The organism is Clostridium sp. Marseille-Q7071 (assembly GCF_965112025.1).
Window position 1 is genome coordinate 4,710,734 of the sequence record NZ_CBCOPR010000001.1, and the last position, 19,842, is coordinate 4,730,575.

At 26.7% G+C, this 19,842-nt stretch carries 15 protein-coding genes and 1 pseudogene; 6 read left to right on the top strand and 10 right to left on the bottom strand.

Going from position 1 to position 19,842, the window contains the following annotated elements; translation table 11 throughout:
• Window positions 1-832 precede the first annotated feature (832 nt).
• Both ACWPW7_RS22380 and ACWPW7_RS22385 read right to left on the bottom strand, forming a co-directional pair.
• On the bottom strand, window positions 833-2,041 hold the full coding sequence (locus ACWPW7_RS22380; RefSeq protein ID WP_454055369.1) for an ABC transporter ATP-binding protein: 1,209 nt from the start codon (window positions 2,039-2,041) through the stop codon (window positions 833-835).
• A 142-nt stretch (window positions 2,042-2,183) separates the two neighbouring features.
• Window positions 2,184-2,588: an ABC transporter transmembrane domain-containing protein gene (locus ACWPW7_RS22385; RefSeq protein ID WP_454055370.1), complete on the bottom strand. Its 405-nt coding sequence runs from the start codon at window positions 2,586-2,588 to the stop codon at window positions 2,184-2,186.
• 619 nt (window positions 2,589-3,207) lie between these two features.
• Here ACWPW7_RS22385 and ACWPW7_RS22390 point away from each other — a divergent pair.
• Window positions 3,208-3,852 carry a Crp/Fnr family transcriptional regulator gene (locus ACWPW7_RS22390; RefSeq protein ID WP_454055371.1) on the top strand — a complete coding sequence of 215 codons (645 nt, stop codon included), beginning with the start codon at window positions 3,208-3,210 and terminating at the stop codon, window positions 3,850-3,852.
• An 89-nt stretch (window positions 3,853-3,941) separates the two neighbouring features.
• On the top strand, window positions 3,942-4,604 hold the full coding sequence (locus ACWPW7_RS22395) for an SDR family NAD(P)-dependent oxidoreductase (RefSeq protein ID WP_454055372.1): 663 nt from the start codon (window positions 3,942-3,944) through the stop codon (window positions 4,602-4,604).
• Window positions 4,605-4,770: 166 nt separating this feature from the next.
• Here ACWPW7_RS22395 and ACWPW7_RS22400 read toward each other — a convergent pair whose 3' ends face one another.
• The 5 genes and pseudogenes from ACWPW7_RS22400 to ACWPW7_RS22420 form a co-directional block, all read right to left on the bottom strand.
• Window positions 4,771-8,538, bottom strand: a complete 3,768-nt coding sequence (locus ACWPW7_RS22400; RefSeq protein WP_454055373.1) for a collagenase — start codon at window positions 8,536-8,538, stop codon at window positions 4,771-4,773.
• Between the two features lie 1,035 nt (window positions 8,539-9,573).
• Window positions 9,574-10,173 carry a nitroreductase family protein gene (locus ACWPW7_RS22405; protein WP_454055374.1) on the bottom strand — a complete coding sequence of 200 codons (600 nt, stop codon included), beginning with the start codon at window positions 10,171-10,173 and terminating at the stop codon, window positions 9,574-9,576.
• A 53-nt stretch (window positions 10,174-10,226) separates the two neighbouring features.
• Window positions 10,227-10,928 carry a pirin family protein gene (locus tag ACWPW7_RS22410; protein WP_454055375.1) on the bottom strand — a complete coding sequence of 234 codons (702 nt, stop codon included), beginning with the start codon at window positions 10,926-10,928 and terminating at the stop codon, window positions 10,227-10,229.
• A 525-nt stretch (window positions 10,929-11,453) separates the two neighbouring features.
• On the bottom strand, window positions 11,454-11,762 hold the full coding sequence (locus tag ACWPW7_RS22415; RefSeq protein WP_454055376.1) for a winged helix-turn-helix transcriptional regulator: 309 nt from the start codon (window positions 11,760-11,762) through the stop codon (window positions 11,454-11,456).
• Between the two features lie 159 nt (window positions 11,763-11,921).
• Window positions 11,922-12,041: pseudogene (locus ACWPW7_RS22420) on the bottom strand (helix-turn-helix domain-containing protein); the annotation flags it as partial.
• Window positions 12,042-12,345: 304 nt separating this feature from the next.
• Between ACWPW7_RS22420 and ACWPW7_RS22425 the strand changes: the two are divergent.
• Window positions 12,346-12,639 (top strand): hypothetical protein, encoded by a 294-nt coding sequence (locus ACWPW7_RS22425; protein ID WP_454055377.1) that lies wholly within the window; start codon window positions 12,346-12,348, stop codon window positions 12,637-12,639.
• 766 nt (window positions 12,640-13,405) lie between these two features.
• On the opposite strand, the gene ACWPW7_RS22430 is transcribed toward ACWPW7_RS22425, so the two are convergent.
• Window positions 13,406-14,074, bottom strand: coding sequence for a DUF4272 domain-containing protein (locus tag ACWPW7_RS22430; protein ID WP_454055378.1), 669 nt, complete (start codon window positions 14,072-14,074; stop codon window positions 13,406-13,408).
• Between the two features lie 845 nt (window positions 14,075-14,919).
• Between ACWPW7_RS22430 and ACWPW7_RS22435 the strand changes: the two genes are divergently transcribed.
• From ACWPW7_RS22435 to ACWPW7_RS22445, 3 genes are all read left to right on the top strand, one after another.
• Entirely contained in the window at window positions 14,920-15,813 is an 894-nt protein-coding gene (locus ACWPW7_RS22435; protein ID WP_454055379.1) for an ABC transporter permease, read from the top strand.
• Complete coding sequence (locus ACWPW7_RS22440; protein WP_454055380.1) at window positions 15,800-16,555, top strand: ABC transporter ATP-binding protein; 756 nt, start codon at window positions 15,800-15,802, stop codon at window positions 16,553-16,555. Before ACWPW7_RS22435 ends, ACWPW7_RS22440 begins: the two co-directional genes overlap by 14 nt.
• Before the next feature lie 98 nt (window positions 16,556-16,653).
• Window positions 16,654-17,661, top strand: coding sequence for an ABC transporter substrate-binding protein (locus tag ACWPW7_RS22445; protein WP_454055381.1), 1,008 nt, complete (start codon window positions 16,654-16,656; stop codon window positions 17,659-17,661).
• Window positions 17,662-17,934: 273 nt separating this feature from the next.
• On the opposite strand, the gene ACWPW7_RS22450 is transcribed toward ACWPW7_RS22445, so the two are convergent.
• Entirely contained in the window at window positions 17,935-18,489 is a 555-nt protein-coding gene (locus ACWPW7_RS22450; protein ID WP_454055382.1) for a hypothetical protein, read from the bottom strand.
• Window positions 18,455-19,417: a hypothetical protein gene (locus ACWPW7_RS22455; protein WP_454055383.1), complete on the bottom strand. Its 963-nt coding sequence runs from the start codon at window positions 19,415-19,417 to the stop codon at window positions 18,455-18,457. Before ACWPW7_RS22455 ends, ACWPW7_RS22450 begins: the two co-directional genes overlap by 35 nt.
• Window positions 19,418-19,842 lie beyond the last annotated feature (425 nt).

The window sequence follows — 19,842 nt, forward strand, 5'->3', positions numbered from 1 at the left end:
ACTGTGAATTTTGCATTTTAAATTTAAAAATAGTATATCCACACAGTATTATTATATCTAATAACATGCTTTTAAATCATAGTGTTAACAGTTATTTTTATATTACTTTTAAATTTATTCACATAACAAATTCTTTGATATTTTATAATTATTAAAATGTTTAACTTTATTATTTCTGAAGTTTATGTAAAATAGCAAATAAGATAGTATATTTTATATAAACTATATTTTTATTCTTCGAATGAGCTAAGTACCTCCTCTACTGTTTTAAATAAAATAAAAAACACATCTATATAATCATAAATGTGTTTTTATTAGATATGTATGATATAGGTGAAGCACAATGGTTATAATCCATCAATCATATTTGCTTATCAAAATTCTATTTGTTGAAATAACAAAGGTAAGAATTCACATCAATGATATGCGGGTATGTCAAAACTATGTTGTACTATTCTATGAATTTTAAAACCATACTTTTCAAGATATGATAATAGCAAAAATGAAAGAACAGAAAATATCTATAAGTGTAATAATATATTAATCTTAATTATCACCATATTAAATCTATTCTATTTTATGCTCAAAATTCATTTATTGGTATTAGAAACTTTTACTACTGTTGTAGTTCGTTACATAAATAATTGTAATACCCCTTGTATTTTTAAATTTCCTCATTTTCACAAAGAAACATGTTCAAAATTTGATTATAAAATAAATCAATATCTTTTTAAAACTCCGCTTTCACAATTTAAACTTTTTATTTTCTTAAATTTTATATATTAATATCCAATATTTTTCTCGAGAACTGAAATAAGGATGTTAATAGCTATTATATAGTTGCCTTTAAAGGCGTATTTATCATTTCTCTGTAAAATTTATTTCTTTTATATAACTCTAAATGGCTTCCAATATCCTCCACATATCCATCGTTAATAACTATAATCTTATCAACTTTTAATAATATATCAGGTTTATGGGTTATTATAATAATTGTTTTATCTTTATAACTTTCTTTAATCACATTATTTACCTGATATTCAGCTTCTATATCATAATTAGCTGTAGCCTCATCTAATATTAATATTTTAAAATCTCTAATTAAAGCTCTACTCATAGCTATTTTTTGTCCTTCACCACCAGATAGCTTACTTCCTCTTTCTCCTACAATACTTTCATATTGGTTAGACATTTCTTCAATAAATTTATATGCTCCACTTTTTCTTACAGCTGAATGCATTTCAGTATCAGTTTTCTTAGAATTAAGTATAATATTTTCCTTTATAGTACTATTAAATAAATATACATCTTGACTTACTACAGATATTAATTGTCTATAATCTTTTAATTTCAAAGAATTAATATCTTTGCCATCTAGAAGTATTTCTCCAGAATTAGGAGTTAAAAATCTTAAAATTAGATTAATAATTGTTGATTTTCCTGAACCATTACTGCCAATTATAGCAACTTTTTCTCCAGCATTTATTTTAAAACTAATATCCTTTAATACAGGTTCATTATCTCTATATGAAAATTCAATATTTTTAAACTCAATAGTTCCTAGAACTTCATTTGTATTTAATTTTTGTAATGGATTTTTTCCAGTGATGGCTTCATTCTCCATATCCATAAAATCAAAATATCTTTTTGCAGATGGTAATACACTTGCAAAACTATATCCAATGTTCATAATTGCAAATATAGGTGCAGTGACATAAGCACTGTATGTAATAAAGGCAACTAATTTTCCAACAGTAAGTATTTCCCCTATAATCATATACCCACCAATAACATATATTAATGTTGTTATTATTTGTGTAAACAGTGTTTCTGAAAATTCATTTGCTTTTCCTAAATATGACATTTTTATATTTTGTTTTATCATATTTCTTTGTTTTTTTATAAATTGACCTGTTTTTAATGCTTCTAATCCCCAAATTTTTACTTCCTTGATACCTCCAATGGTATCACCATACCAACCTGAATAATCTTCATAACTTTCAATATATTTTTCAAATAAGCTTTTTTCTCTTTTTAGCAAGATATTTTACAACTAAATATCTTGCTGGGGTTACTACCGCTACTAAGATACTAAGCCTCCAATCGATAGCAATCAATCCGATAATTCCTACTATAATTCTAAAAATGCTTGTTAAGATATAAAATGTACCCTGATTGGCTATTTAAGATATATTATCAATATCTGTCCTTAAATTACTTATTATCTCTGCATAATTTGTACTCCAGAAAAAACTCATTTTAAGTTTTAAAGTATGTTTAAAGGCTTCCTTTTCAAGATTATAAGATAATAAATTTTCTATATAAGAACGATATTTAGTTTCTATTACTTCTAAGCTTTGAATAACAGTTATCAGAATTAAATTATAAATAGAATATGTTATAATAGCTTTCAAATTTTTTCCAATTAATCCTTCATCCATTAATCGCTGATTAACAAGAGGTGTTAGTATACTTAATCCAGATGATATTATTATACAAATAATTACTAGTATTACTTTCCACTTATATGGTTTAAATATATTTATAATCCTACCTATAATATGCTTGTCCTCTTTTTTTATATTCATAATCATCCCTCATAAAATAATATTTATTCAAATAATTTGTATTTACAATACAATAGTACCAAAATTTTAATATTATATCAATAATTTGTAAATATATATATATTTTTGTTATTTAAATGAATTTATTTCCATCTATTTAATTATAATGAAAAATTGTAATACTTCCATTAAATTTCATATTAAAGGATACAATAAAATGATTAATAATCTAGATAATTTATATATTTCTAATTTAGAATTGCCACATAAGTACTTTTACTATAAAACAAAAAATTCACCACATTTCTAGAGTAAATTTTTTATTTCATGGTAAAAGCTATACCTTCCTTTGAAATCTGCTATTTATAAAACCTTGTTTATATATACTATTCACTTAAAATAAATTATGATAATTTTTTTCAATATCTAATAAATAATTTTTTCTTATAGCAAGAAAATATATGATTAAGCAATTAACATAGTAGCTATAACCTGAAATACTAGAATAGCTATCTTAGGTACAAAAGCATAATTTATTGCACTAATAGTGACAGAAAAATATATGTTAAAACTCATAGAAAAATGACATATGTCATTTTAAGAGCTTTTTATTTAATATAATATAAAAATGGTGATGGTAATGATTAAAATTGATAACAAAAAAGATATAAAGTATTACGTAAAAAAATTTGATATAGATAAAATATTTAAAAATGATATGACAAATTATATGGAGTTGTATTCCTTTAATAAAGGAGAACATGTATATATGTCTAATGGAGATATAGAACATCTTTATTTTCTTGTTAAAGGAACAGTTAAGATATATACAATCTCTAAAAATGGTAAAGCATTATCATTAAGATTTTATAATCCATTACAAATTCTTGGGGACATAGAGTTTATAGGAAATAAACCACCAACCTGTAATGTTCAGTGCTTAGATGATGCATTATTTATAGTAATATCTTTTGATGATATGAGAAAATATGCTACTGATGATATTAATTTTTATAAATATATATCTAAAATATTCTCAGATAAATTAAGCACAAGTTCACATTCGAGTATGCATAATTTTTCATATCCTTTAGAAGAAAGATTAGCAAGTTATATTTTAGCATTAAGCTATGATAGTGAGAATTCAAATCAAAATTCAGATGAAGTTGAGATTTTTAAATTAAATGATATAGCTGAATTATTAGGAACTAGTTATAGGCATTTGATTAGAACTATTAATTCTTTAATGGATAAAAAAATTATATATAGGAAAAAAATATTATAAAAATTTTAGATAGAGATAGATTAGAAAAATTAGCTAAAGATTTATATGATTAATTTATTACTAAAAGTTTGTAAATGGAGGGATAAACTATGAAAAAGATTTTAATTACAGGGGCTGGAAGTGGCTTAGGAGCAGAGCTTGCCAAATGTTACGGAAAAGATAAAAATCATATTATATTAGTTGGTCGCAATAAAGAAAAACTAGAGAAAATATCAAATGAAATTATTCAGATGGGAGCAACATCAGAATATGTTACTTGTGATATAAGTAACCCCAAATCTGTAGAAGAACTAGGAGAGTATATTAGTGAAAATCATATTACTATAGATTATTTAATAAATAATGCAGGAGTAGGGTTCTTTGGACCTCTAGGAGAACTTACTATAAGTGAGATGGATACTATGATAAACGTAAATATTAAGGGAACAATTCTAGTTACACAAAAGCTACTCTCTTGTATAAATCAAAAGATATTAAATATAATATCTACAGCAGGATTAAGAGGAAAAGCTAATGAAACTATGTACTCCGCAAGTAAGTTTGCAATTAGAGGATTTACAGAAAGTCTTCAAAAAGAACTTGCAGATAAAGACATAAAGATAACTGCAGTATATATGGGAGGTATGGACACGCCTTTCTGGGAAGATTCAACATATGTAAAAGATAGAAGCAAATTAAAATCTCCATCTGAAGTTGCAGAAGAAATTAAAGCTAAAGATGATGGTAGAGCTGAAATTATTATTGGAGAATAAGTATTTCAAAAGCATAATTTTATCCTCTATAACTTTTCTTTATTTATTTTGTAATATTCTAAAAAAGTGATGGAATAATACCATCACTTTCTATTTCGTTGAATTTACAAAAGGTAAATTTAATTAAAATTATAGAAATCAAATTTCTCTTGTTTATTATATAAAATTATTTATCCTTAGAAGATAAAGGTCCTTTAACATCAATAGTATAGGATCCACTTGTTCCAGAGAACTTGTATACAAGTAAATAATATCTTCCAGCTGAAGGAGCATCATATGATCCTGTTAATTTTCCGTTGTCACTATTAGTGGCATAGGCTACACAATTATTATGATCAGATTCACTATAAAGCATCCAATTCATTCCTATGGCATCTTCATTATTTACTGCAATATCAATTTCTCCTTCTGAAGTAACATCAAAGTAGAAAATATCTTTTTCATTGCTTTCATCAAGCGTTCCTTTAGTAATTGTATTAGAAAGTATAGGTCCATTTACAGTTCCAAAGGTATCATTTGTATCTTCTGGAGAATTCTCCTTAGAAGATAAAGCTCCTTTAACATCAATAGTATAGGATCCACTTGTTTCAGAGTACTTGTACACAACTAGATAATATCTTCCAGCTGAAGGAGCATTATATACTCCTGCTAATTTTCCATTATCTCTATTAGTAGCATATGCTACATAATTATTATGATCGGATTCACTATAAAGCAGCCAATTCATTCCTATGGCATTTTCATTGTTTACTGTAATATCAATTTCTCCTGCTGAAGTAACATCAAAGTAAAAAATATCTTTTTCATTACTTTCATCAAACGATCCTTTAGTAATTATATTAGAAAGTATAGGTCCATTTGCAGTTTCAAAGGTATCATTTGGTTCATGAGAAATTAAAGCATCTGTTGAAGAATTATCCTTAGAAGATAGAGGTCCTTTAACATCAATAGTATAGGATCCACTTGTCCCAGAATGCTTGTACACAACTAGATAATATCTTCCAGCTGAAGGAGCATTATATAATCCTGTTAATTTTCCATTGTCTCTATTAGTAGCATAAGCTACATAATTGTCATGATCAGATTCACTATAAAGCACCCAATTCATTCCTATGGCATTTTCATTGTTTACTGCAATATCAATTTCTCCTGCTGAAGTAACATCAAAGTAGAAAATATCTTTTCCATTACTTTCATCAAGCGTTCCTTTAGCAATTGTATTAGAAAGTATAGGTCCATTTGCAGTTTCAAAGGTATCATTTGGTTCATGAGAAATTAAAATATCTTTTGGAGAATCATCAATTACGTTAACTGAAGTACTCTCAGAATTATAAGCCCCTTTGTCATCAGTTACAGTAAGTTTAACATTATAGTTACCATCCTTTGTATATAAATGAGTAGGATTAGAATCATTACTAGTAGTTCCATCACCAAAATCCCATAGATATGAAACTATTTTACCATCAGAATCAGCAGAGCCATCACTACTGAAGCTTATAGGCTTATTTATAGTTCCTGTATACGGTCCATTTATCTTAGCTACAGGAGGACTATTAAAGTCTGCGGTATTAGAAAGTATTCCTTGAAATACAACTTCAAATTCAGCATTATTTGATGAATCCACTTTGTAGTTAACAAAATAACAACTAAGAGTTTTATATCCACTCCAAGGATAACTATTTAATGTGTTTAAAAAATTATTTGCAGTACTGTTCATTAACTTCCAATCATTTAATTTACCTTTTGAAGTTCCTAAAGTATACGTTCCACGAAGAGTAAATGTATTAAAGAATGGAGACTTCTGCTTTTCAGTAGAAACGTTTTTTAATTTTGCAACAGATGTAATATCTGAAAAAATCTCTGATTCATTTTTAGCTGCATGTTTAGCTAAGTAATCATCAGAAACTAGTGGAACAGTTAATGTGTCCAAATTATCTACTAAATGCTGCATATGATTTTGATACTCAGTGTTAAGAGTATTATTACTCATTGTATTAATGTAACTATCATATTGCTTTACATCATCTGATTTTATAGAATCTGCTAATTTATTGTATAAATCTAAATTGTTATTATATAAGTAATTATGGAGTGCAAATCCATAATGATAAAAACTCCAACCACTGCTATAGCCTGAATGAACCAATTGGTCTATGGTGTATCTTTCTGAAGGATTATTAGATATTCCACCTACAATAGAGTGTCTTGGTAATATATCTTGAGTACGAGTAGATCCTGCAAAAAATTCAGCACCGCCTTCTTCATACCAAGAAAGTCTATCATTTTTATAAATTTCAGTTTGTCCCCACATACCAGGTACAAGGTATCTTCCCTGAAGGTAATGAGTAAACTCATGACGGAATAATTCTTCAAGTGAATATATGCTTTGTTCTGTAGTTCTTTCATAGGTAAAGAATGTACCATCACCTTCAATATATATACCTCCATTATCAGTACTATAGCCGTATAAAGTTGAATTCATTTTGTATTCATCTGGAGTGTTATAAACAACAACTGTTAACACATCATCTGCACTAGGTCCTTTGTCTATAGGAGTATCATTTCCAAAAGTTCTATAGAACTGAGAGTTTACTTCTTTTGTAGCCCAGTAAAGTCGTTGAATTTTATCATCAGATATTTTATCTCCTACTTTAAATACAAATTTTCCATCATCAAATACATATGTTTTAGGTAAATAATGTTGTTTTCCTTCTTCATTTAATTTGTTTATATCAATTATATTTCCATAATAGTCTTTACCATTAAAATTCCTATATATCTGATCAGCAGCTTTAAAATAAGATGAGCTTAAATAAGGATAAATTTTTAAAGCATCTGTGAGCATTTTATTACAATCATTTGGATTGCTTGCATATTTTGATAATTCTCCAATATAATAAATACCACTATCTATTACCCATTCATTATCACTATTAACATTTCCTTTTATAGCAATTTTGTTTAACTCCCTAATATAAGAATCAATATTTTTATAATATGGAGTCTTTTCAATAGGTGTGCCATCCCAAATATATTTATCCATTGTATAGCTAATACCCTTAAGCATATTGAATGAAGCAGAGCCCTTTGAGTATTGCTGTGTGTAATTATCAAAATTTTCGTTGTACTGCTTCAAAATTGGAACAGCATAATTAATTACTTCTAAATCGGATGACGTAGCATTAATTAGTAGACCTGTAGAAGCGATTATATCATCTTGTTCTTTTGTACCCAATTTAAAGTTTGGATTTTTTTCAATTGCCAATATAGCAGGTATACATTTATCGCGATTAGCTTTAGTATTAAGTGATTCAAGTTCTTTGTTGTAAAAACCTAAATAGTTTCCTGCTCTAAATACCTCAATAAGAGTAGGGAGGCCCTTTGTATCAGAGGATGTAAATTGACTTCCTCTTTCTTCAATAGCATCAAGAAGTGCTTGCATACGATTTGTATTGCTATAAAACTCCTGTGCATCAGTATTATATTGAAAAAGATCTGTAATATCACTCCATTGAATAGTAACAAGAAGATTAATAAGTCCAGTATAATTCATACGGTTTAAATCAGACATAGAATATTTTTTCGTACTTGATTTTTCTGCTCCAAATGCTCTTATATTTGATTTCTCTATTGCTTGTCCACTAATTTCCCCTGGTATATCAGAAGAGCTATTTGACAAAATAGAACTTTCATCTTTAACCCTTTTTATATCATCAAGACAATTATCATGAGGAACTTCTTCATAATTAAGCATTTGTTCCATAATAGGATTAGGGATAGCTTCAGAGTTTTGATTAGGTAATGCATAAATTAGTCCATGGGAATTTGTTGCAATTAATGTAGTTATGACCAATGTACTCAATACTTTGGATAAAGTGGTTTTTTTAAAGTTTCCTTCAGTTAAATTAGATTTAAAATGTGACTTCTTTATCATACTTTTACTCCTTATGTTTATTAATTTTTTACTAAAGTACAACAGGTTATTTTTAATGATTTGATACATAAATTAAATAACCATAAAGTTGTTCTAAGGATTGCGAGAATCCTTTTCTTCTCTGAGACGTACCCGTGACTTAAACTCATGGTAGAGTAGAGATAAAAATTATGAAAATAAGATAAGTGCAATAAATATAATTCTACTTTTTATCTAATATAATCACCTTCCTCTACAACTTTTTTAATACATTTTTTCAAATTATATTATTTAATAATATAATTATACATAAATGGTAAAAATTTTTAAAACACTAAATAATCCTAATTTTAGAAAATAGTTTTAATTTCCTTTAATTTAAACAAATAAATGAAAAAATCCTACTATTTGCATAATTTTAATAAATATAGAATTTTAAATCTAATAAAAATTTGCGAAGCCTTGTCCTAACAGCATTAATATCCACTGGTGCAAGATTATATTTCAAAATAATTATTTCATTATATAATTTTCTATAGATATTTTAAGGCAGAATTTTTTTACATAATGTTACTATTTTAGAGTAATATATCCATAATGCAACTTTTTCAATTTTTATCAAAAATTAAAAGAACCATAAATAGATTTATAATTAAAAATCCATTTCCATCAAGTAGCATATAGGGCTCCCTAATGAAAATTTAACTTATGCATGATTTTAATTTCCATAACAAAAATTCTTTTCTATGAATGAAAAATTAAGAATGAAAGATACGAATTATGGTTAAAACTCCACAGTTAAGACCTTTGGAGTTTTTTAAAAATAAATTTTATTTTAAGAAATTCACCTTTAGTGAATTTTTTCCTGAATCCTTCATTCTTCATTATTAATTCTTAATTTCTAAAGATCTAAGCTGTTTTTATAGAAAACTTATTTTCCAGAGTATATATTAAATTTTCACATTGTATCTCTATAGCAGCTATATAAAAAAAGCTCCTTTTTCTAAAGAAACTTTTTTTATAATCTATCTATTTTATAATCTATTAAAATAAAGTCTATTTAAATATCTTAATACGTTCTTCTAATGGTTGGAACTCTTTTTCACCTGGTTGTGTTGTTGGCTTACCAAATGGCATTTGCGCAATTAATTTCCAGTTTTCTGCTATATTCCATTCTTTCTTTACATCATTTTCGATAAGTTCAGTATAATGTTGAAGTGATGCTCCAAATCCTTCAATTTCTAATGCAGTCCAAATAGCAAATTGGTGCATTCCACTTGATTGTTGAGACCAAATTGGGAAATTATCTTTATAGATAGCAAATTGTTGCTGAAGAGATTCTACTACACTATTATCTTCAAAGAATAAAACTGTACCATATCCACTTTTAAATGAATTTATTTTTTCTTCAGTAGGGCCAAATTTATCTGCTGGTACAATCTTTCTTAGCGTTTCCTTTGTAACATCCCATAATTTATCATGATGTTCTCCTAATAACAGAACTACCCTTGCACTTTGAGAGTTAAATGCTGATGGTGTGTATTTCACTGCATGTTCTATAACCTCTTTTATTCTATCATCAGAAACTACAGCCTCCTTACTAATTCCATAAAATGTGCGTCTATCTTCAATAGCAGTTAAAAATTCTTTTGACATCTAAACATACCTCCAAATATATATTTTTTTGTTATTCATAAATAAATTTAATATTAATCTTGTTTTTTCATTTCTAAAACTATAATATGAGAAGTTTCTTTCGCTTTAATTAGAATATCTTCCTCAACTATTTCCATTCCATCTCTTTCGTTTAATTCAACTTCGTTAACTAATAAAGTTCCTTCTATTTGAACTAAATATGCCTGTCTTCCTTCCTTCACTGGAAAACTAATCTCTTTTCCTTTTTCAAGTTCTAAGGAATAAGCATTAATATCTTGGTTTATTTTTATTGGGGCATCACCGTCTTTGCTTGAAGCCATATGAAGCCATTTATTTTTCCTGTCATCCCAATTAAATCTGTAATCCCCATAGTTAGGTTTATATCCTTTTTGATCAGGGAAAATCCATATTTGTAAAAGTCTTAATGTATCTTTTCCAAAATTATGCTCACTATGATAAACTCCTGTTCCTGCACTCATGTATTGAACATGGCCACGAGTTATAGTGCTTTTATTACCCATACTATCTCTATGAGTAAGTTCACCATTGACAACATATGATATTATTTCCATATCTCTATGAGGATGAGTGTCAAACCCTGTATTAGATTGAACTAAATCATCATTTATAACTCTTAAAACTCCAAAATTTATATTATCGGGATTATAATACTCAGCAAATGAAAAGTGAAATTTACTCTTTAACCATCCAAGATTACTACTTCCCATATTTTTGCTTTCTATTTTTCTTAACATCTCATGCCACTCCTTTTTTATAGGGTTCCACAATGAAAATTTAACTTATGCATGATTTTAATTTCAATAATAAAAATTCTTTTCTATGAATGAAAAATTAATAATGAAAGATGAAGAATTACGGTTAAAACTTCACGGTTAAGGCCTTTGAAGTTTTTTGAGAATAAATTTTAAGAAATTCACTAAGGGTGAATTTCATCCTAAATTTTTCATTCTTAATTATTAATCCTTAATTTTCATGGATTTAAACTATTTTTATAAAAAATTTATTTTCCATAGTATATTTCAAGTTTTCATATTGGATACCTATATATTGTTCATAACTCTGCTCTTCAATATTCATGTATATTCAATAAAAATAATTTATCTCCTTACATATAATTATTTAAATTAAATAATTTATTAAGTTACATTTAGTAACCAACTTTAAATTTATTATTACATGCTAAGTAGAATTAGTCAAGATATTTTTTAAAATAAAAAGAACCTCTTATTAATTTTAAGAGATTCTTTTATTTATTTTAATTAATTCCATTTTTCTGCCCATTCTTGAATTTCATCCATAGCATTTTTAAGGTCACGTCCCTTTTCTGTAAGTTCATATTCTATACGTACAGGTGTTTCTGGATAAACTTTTCTAATAACAATTCCTTCGCTTTCTAATTCTTTAAATCTTTCTGTAAGCATACGAGCACTCATATTAGGAATTGCATCTGCTATATCAGAAAATCGCTTTTGTCCTCCTAGCAATGTTCTTATAATTAATCCATTCCATCTTTTCCCTAATAATCCAAAAGCATTTTCAAACTTTGGACACATATGATATTTTTCCATATCCAATCACCACCCGCATACATTTTACCATACATACTTAAGAAAAGTAAGTAGGTTATTATATTTATGTACATAATGATATAACATTATACTATTTATTTTAATACATAAAATTACTGTGACTTAATTGCTATTGAATTTACTATTTATGTACTAAGAACTTTTATATAAATCTATCTTCATTACTAATATTTGATTATAGACAAATCTTACACATCCAAAAGTTTTAGCAAATTGTATTTCTTGCTCTTTAGTTGGATAAATTCTATACTTATTTATATCCTTTTATTACTGTTTTATCTCCATAGATAAACTCGCCACTTTTCTATATCTTTTATTAATATTTTACGTCTATATTTTACACACCATCCAATATAATATTCTATTAGATAAATATAACCTCCATGAACTTTTGATATGTATCAATTACCTCATGCATTATGATACTATATTAATTTTATCTAATAATTAAAAGCTAAAATGAATATAATTATTTTCCGATATTTTGCTATTTTTATATAAATACTCCACTTTTTGTGATATAAATGTATTATAAATGTACTTAAAAGGGGACATATAGATTATGAAAAAGCAAAAACTAACGAATATTTGTTCTTTAGTTATTACTACTTATTTATTATCATCATTTATATTTATACATAGTAATCCAATAAGGGTTGCAAAGCGTTATAATTTGTATCATAGGTGTTTTATATCCCATTTAAAGGAAGCTCCAAAGTTAGAATATACTTCTGACGATAAGAAAAATGTGAGGATTCGCCTATTATATAAGGATAATTCCATTTCAGGAATGGGCTTATATAAAACAAAATCAGGGTTATGGTTTATAATACCAAATGGTGTATATCACTGGTAAAAATTATTCTAAATATTACCCATATATAACCATATCAGTTAATAAGTGCAATTCAAAATTGCACCTAGAACTTTTTTTGTCTTACACTTATTTTTATGCACAGCAAATAAGTTAATATTTCAAGCAAATCTTTAATTTTTTTAGTCTATTCCAAACCATATAATTGATTTAGTTATTTCTTTCTTATATAACTTTATTAATTTCTTTAGCAATTATAAAAAATATTTATTCTAATTAATAAATTTTGCAAACAGATATTCTAAATGTTATTTCAGAGCTCTATACATTAAAATAATAATAGAGCTAAATGTCGAGTATGAAGATAGTAATTTTTTTTATTTTCATTAATGATATTTTATCAATAGAATTATTGTACATCTTTTGGTTCTTGAAAAAAAGATATTATAAGAACTGTAAGACCTGTGACAATTCCAATTTTAAAGAATAACCAAGCAACTGATGGTAAGAAAAATAAATCAAATGAAATAGAATATGGAGTGAAATAAAAAAACATACATATGATGCTTATCAAAATTGAAATTAAAGATATTAAATATTTTTTCATCTTTTAAGCTAACCTACTTTCATTATTTTTGAGTGTGCGAAATTATTTCTGCAAATAGCTTTCTATGATAATTATTTTAAAGGCATGGATGTTATGATATGACTACCATGCCTTAATTTTAATATAATATTAGCATCTTTTTTTAGCTTTATCTAAATGCTTAGCTACATAAGTACCTAAATAATTTTATATTATTATTTATTAAGTATCTGTTGAAACACTGTCCCAATTATCATTATATGTGCCTTTTCCAATAAGCCAATTTAATCCCCAATGACGTTCAAATACCACCCCTGGATCTAACCCTGCTGGTGGATTTTCTCCGTGTATCCTAGCATTTACACAAGCCCAGTTATAACGATAAATTAAATCTGCTTCATCTAATATTTCTTCTATGCTTCTCAGTTTAACTGTTTTCATAAAATCATTAAAGTCTTCATAATCTGCCACTGCACGAATTGCAAAGTTACAGTCGCATATTTGTGAAGGGTATTCTAGCTTGTCCGCAATACCTAATGCCCAAATAAGTGTCCAATAGGCTTCATATTTCCACGCCATATTGATTACTTCTTGTATATCTGGACTTCCAAAAATAATTTCCTTCTCATTATCAGTTAATTCTTCTTTTACTTTATACCTTTCTAAGAAACCTTTAAAAAACTCTCTAGATTCTCCAATATTCTCTCTACTATTAATATCACATGCTACTTGAATAGAGATTAAACAAGCAATAGCACGTTTAGCTATTTCTTCTGCACTTCTCATCTCTATTTCATTTACACCTTCAATAACTGGAAGTTCTTCCATATATGGAACCTTATTAGCTTTTAATATTTCTATAGATTTTTGTTTTCTTTCTAATGGACTCATACTCTTTCCCCCTTATCTTTTAAAGTTACTTCTTTAATCTATAACCTCAACATTCCCATATTGAATTATTTTATATTCTTTGCTAATACTTGTCTATAAAAATATAGATACTACAATGAATAAATTTCCAATTATTGCACTAAACATATAAGATACTATAGAATATGAATTGCTGAAATCAAATTATAGGATTTTTACTTACGCGAGTCTTATCAATGACAAAACCTTTGATTTATACTATGTTTACTCAATTGATCTATATTATACTTTATTGATTTTATAATCTTTTTAAAACTTTCACCCCTACATATATATTCTCATATACCTCCTTATAAACTTTAGTCAATCTGCAAAAAAAGCTTAATTAGTTTTATATTTTTTATTGACTTACTATATTAAATAGAATATACTCTTAATAAATTAAAGGAGAAACAAATATTAAATCTCATTTTTTGTTTTTCTATGAAAAATATTATTAATTATGAAATAAAACTGGAGGGTAATTATGAATACTTTAATAAACAAACAAACACGATTTAGTTTTTATAGCCAATTTATATAGGGTTTGTATCACGTTACAAATTTGATTAATTTTAACATGGATACAAGCCCCTTAGGACTCACTGATAATTAGGGATTGTATCTGTGTTGGCTATAGTGTTTATAATGGTATTCATTATTATCATCATTTATAAAGTCACGCAGATTATACTGTGTGGCTTTTTTATATTCAAAAATAAGCCACCTGGATTATGCTATGTGGCTTTTTTATATTCAAAAATAGACCACATGGATTATACCATGTGGTTTTTTATACAAAATAAATTTTAAAAGGAGTGTTTTTTATGACAGGAATTATATCTGTAGTGATACAAAGTTTGATTTTATCAATTATGGTATTAGGTATTTATATCAGCTATAAAATTTTAGATTTTCCAGACTTATCTGTTGATGGAAGTTTCTCATTAGGCGGAGCTATCATTGCTTTCTCTTTAACTAACAATATCTCTCCAATAATGGGAACTTTATTAGCTATGATATGTGGTTTAATTTCTGGTCTTGTTACTGGTATTTTACACATCAAACTTAAAATTTCTAACTTACTTTCAGGAATCTTAGTTATGGGTATGCTTTACTCCATTAATCTAGGCATAATGGGAAAGTCAAACATTCCATTATTTGATCTCAATCACCTATTTAATATGGGCATTTCTCCACTGATATTAGTTACAATAATTGTATTGTTTTGCAAATTTATTTTAGATTTATTCTTAACTACTGGCCTTGGATATACGTTAAAAGCTGTTGGTGATAATCCTCAAATGGTTAAATCATTAGGAATTGATATTGGTATTATAAAAATATTAGGATTGATGCTATCTAATGCTCTTGTTGCTTTATCTGGTAGCTTGTTTGCTCAATTTCAAGGATTCTCTGATGTTAATTTAGGGATCGGTACTTTAATACTTGGAATAGCATCAATTATAATTGGCATCTCCATATTTAAGAAACTTACATTTATTAAACCCACAACATCTATAATATTAGGGACTTTAATCTACCAATTTACAATTTATTTTGGAATAGATTTAGGCATAGTACCTCCTAATAACTTAAAATTAATGACTTCTATAGTAATAATTTTATTCTTAAGTGTTGGTAACCTAAATATTTTTGCTAATAACAATAGTAACTATAAAACTTTAAAGAGAAGAGGTGCTGTAGATGTTGCAGATTAAAAGTATTTCAAAAACATTCCCTAATCCATATGGAAATCCTAATATAATTTTTAAAAATCTTTCATTAACTATAAATAAGGGTGAATTTGTTAGTATCATCGGAAGTAATGGTACAGGTAAGTCTACTTTACTTAATATAATTTCAGGTTTTATAAAAGAAAGCCAAGGAGATATTTTATTAGACCGTATTAATTTAACAAAGCTAGCTGAACACAAAAAAACTCAGCTAATAAGCAGAGTGTTCCAAGATCCAAGTTTAGGTACTTGTCCTTCCATGACAGTTAAAGAAAATTTATCCCTAGCTTTAAACAAAGGAAGCTTACTAAATCTAAAAAAATGTCTTCGTCATAAAAATGAAGTTATAGAAGACTTATTAGAAGATATATCACTTGACTTAAAAAAATATTTAGATGTTCAAGTAAAATATCTGTCCGGTGGTCAAAGGCAAGCACTTTCCCTAATTATGTCCACTATTACAAATCCAAAGGTTTTATTACTAGATGAACATACTGCTGCTTTAGATCCTAAGACTTCAGATGAAATTATAGATTTAACTAATAAAATTGTTAGAGAAAAAAATATAACAACACTAATGGTAACTCATAATTTAAAGCATGCTATTAGCTATGGTGATAGACTTATAATGCTTCATAAAGGAGAAGTGATTTTAAATATAAGTGGTGAAGAAAAATCAAATATAAGTATAGAAGAAATACTAAACAAATTTGAATATGCAGTTTAAAATATGAGGCTTAATTTACAGTTCAATTAGTTAATGCATCTAACTCTGTGAATAGATTTAACTACATATATAAAAATAAAATTTAGGAGGATTATATTATGACAATAAAAAATAAATTAATGAATTTAATTTTAATAGGAACAATTGGAGCTTCTTTACTTACAGGTTGTTCTAAGGATAATAATGATAAATTATCTAATTCAAATAAGAATATCAAAACAATAGGTATTACTCAGCTAGTAGAGCATCCATCTTTAGATAAAGCAAGAAATGGCTTCATAAAAGCACTAGAAGATAACGGGTATAAAGATGGAGAAAATATAAAAATTGATTATCAAAATGCCCAAAATGATATGCCTACAACTCAAATGATTGCAAATAAGTTTGTATCTGATAAAAAAGATTTAATATATGCTATATCAACGCCATCAGCTCAAGCAGCTTACAATTCAACTAAAGATATGCCAATTTTAATAACTGCTGTCACTGATCCAGTTGCTGCTGGTCTAGTAAAATCTATAGATAAGCCTGAAGGAAATGTATCAGGTACATCAGATTACATATCTATAGATAAAAATCTAGAATTAATTAAAATGTTTATCCCAGATGCTAAAACTATAGGTGTTTTATATAATACTAGTGAAGTAAATTCAAAAATACAAATTGATACTCTAAAAGAGTATGCATCTAAAAATAATTATAAAGTTGTAGAAAAAGGTGTTTCCTCTTCAATGGAAATTAGTCAAGCTATGTCTAGTTTAGTAGGTAAAATAGATGTTTTATATGTTCCAACAGATAATTTAATTGTTTCATCTATGCCAATAGTTTCTAAAATTGCTACTAATAATAAAGTGCCAGTAATATCTTCTGAAGATGGTTCTGTCAAATCTGGTGCACTTGCATGTCAGGGTATAGACTATGAAAAGTTAGGTTATAAAACTGGAGAACTTGCTGTTAAAGTTTTAAATGGCGAGGAAATATCTAATATTCCTGTAACTATATTAGATGAAACTCAAATAATAGTTAATGAAGATACTTTAGAATCTCTTTCTTTGAAAAAAATTGATGATAAAAATATAACATATATTAAAACTGAAAAAAATTAATTATTTACACATTCATTTATATAAACAATATTTAGCTACATTATATCTTAGGCTCAAAGTGAATATAAAATTATTTTTGGGAATTAGTGTATAAAATAAGACGTATATTCTTCCAAAATAGTAATTATTAAAAAGTTAGGATTGGACCACTGGAAATTCTCCAGTGGTCTTTTGAAGAATTTATTAGTATAAAATAAAAAATTCACCACATTTCTATGATGAATTTTTATTCTATGGTGGAGACAAAGCACTATCCTTAAAGTCCACCATAAATTATATATTATTTAACATATATAAAAAATTTTTAAAATCTATACTTTCAGGTATTGCATAATCCCAATCTTGACCAAAGAATATACCCATTAATAAGTAATCTTTAATCATTTTAATATTTCTTTCTAAAATTAGATTAAAAACAATTATCAATTTTATCTCCATGTATTCAACTATTATATCAATATCATTTTTATCAAGTTTCTCTATATCTATTTTATTATTCTTAATTCCATCGATAAATGAATACTCTATTGTTACATTTGCCAACTTAAACTCAATATCTTCATTTGTACAGTATTTTCCTATACTCTTCATCTTATCATCATCTAGTATCAAAGTAAAAATATATGCAAATCTATTCACTAGAAATTTATTTAGTTTCATTATAGCATTATCTGATAATTTCTCACCTGCATGCATATTCTCAACTGGTCCGTTTCGAAAAGCATAATGTGTTGCTACTACTGAAAGTTTATGAATAATATCTGGGTCATCTAAAGGATTATTCACATTTAATTCATTGTTTGCTGAACCAAATAAAGTTCTTATCACTACTTGTTTCCCAGAATTTCATAGTGATCCCATCTTCTACATTATTATATTGCTCTACAGGTATCTTAAATTTTAAGTTATTCTTACCAGCACTCAATTTCGTACCACTAGTTTTCATAAATATATCACCCTCTGGTGGATTAAAGAAGCTCACATATCTATCTATGCCACTTTCATATGTTACGAAAAATTCTACTTCACTTCCGTTGTTATACCTCTTCCAACTTTCTATTTTTAAATCGTTTGCTGAAATATTTGGAGTAAAAGTTACATCTACAGCTTTATTTATATTATCATCTAATATACTGTCATCTATAAGCTGATTTGTTACTATTTTCTGATTTGGATTAAACCAAATAAAATTCCTATCACTCTCTGATTCCCAAAATTTCATAGTAATTCTGCCTTTTGAATCATTATATTGCTCTATAGGTATTTTAAATTTTAAGTTATTCTTGCCAGCACTCAATTTCGTACCGCTAGTCTTCATAAATATATCACCCTCTGGTGGATTAAAGAAGCTCACATATCTATCTATGCCACTCTCATATGTTACGAAAAATTCTACTTCACTTCCGTTATTATACATCTTCCAACTCTCTATTTTTAAATCATTCGCTGAAATATTTGGAGTAAAAGTTACATCTATAGCTTTGTTTATATTACTATCTAATATACTGTCGTCTATAAGCTGATTTATTGCTATTAAAGTCTCTGTTCGCCCTATAGTTATACTGTCTGAAATCTTGCCTATTCCCACTGATGCTGATTGAATCATGGCAGAGTTTACTATACTACTCTGACTAACTGCAGCAGCATTTACAGGAACAGTGTTTCCTATTAATATAGAAAGAGTCAATCCTCCTAACATTGCTAACGAAACTATCTTCTTTCTTATTGTTTTTGATAAAAATCTTTTAATATCCATCTCATTCCCCTATCTAATAATTATAAATTATAAATTGTAATTATTTATTATTTTATGTTTACAATATCTTTGTAAAATTAAATACTTTTATATCCCTTTTCTACCAATATGTTCATATATTCTATAATAAATTATAAACTCCTCTTTATATATAAGCACCTCCACATTTTATATATATAACATTATTTTTCTAACTACCAAATTAGTTTAAATGTATAAAATATATGTTTAAAGTAAACGTATAAGTTTTATTACCATTGAGCTAATGCAATGGATAAAAGAAAAAACAAGCAGACTTAATATTGACTAAATATAAAAAAGTGACTTCTAGAAAGGATAGATATAATGAAGAAATGAAGGTTACTAAAGAAAGATTCTATCAGTATAAAATAAAAAAATTCATCATATTTCTATGGTGAATTTTT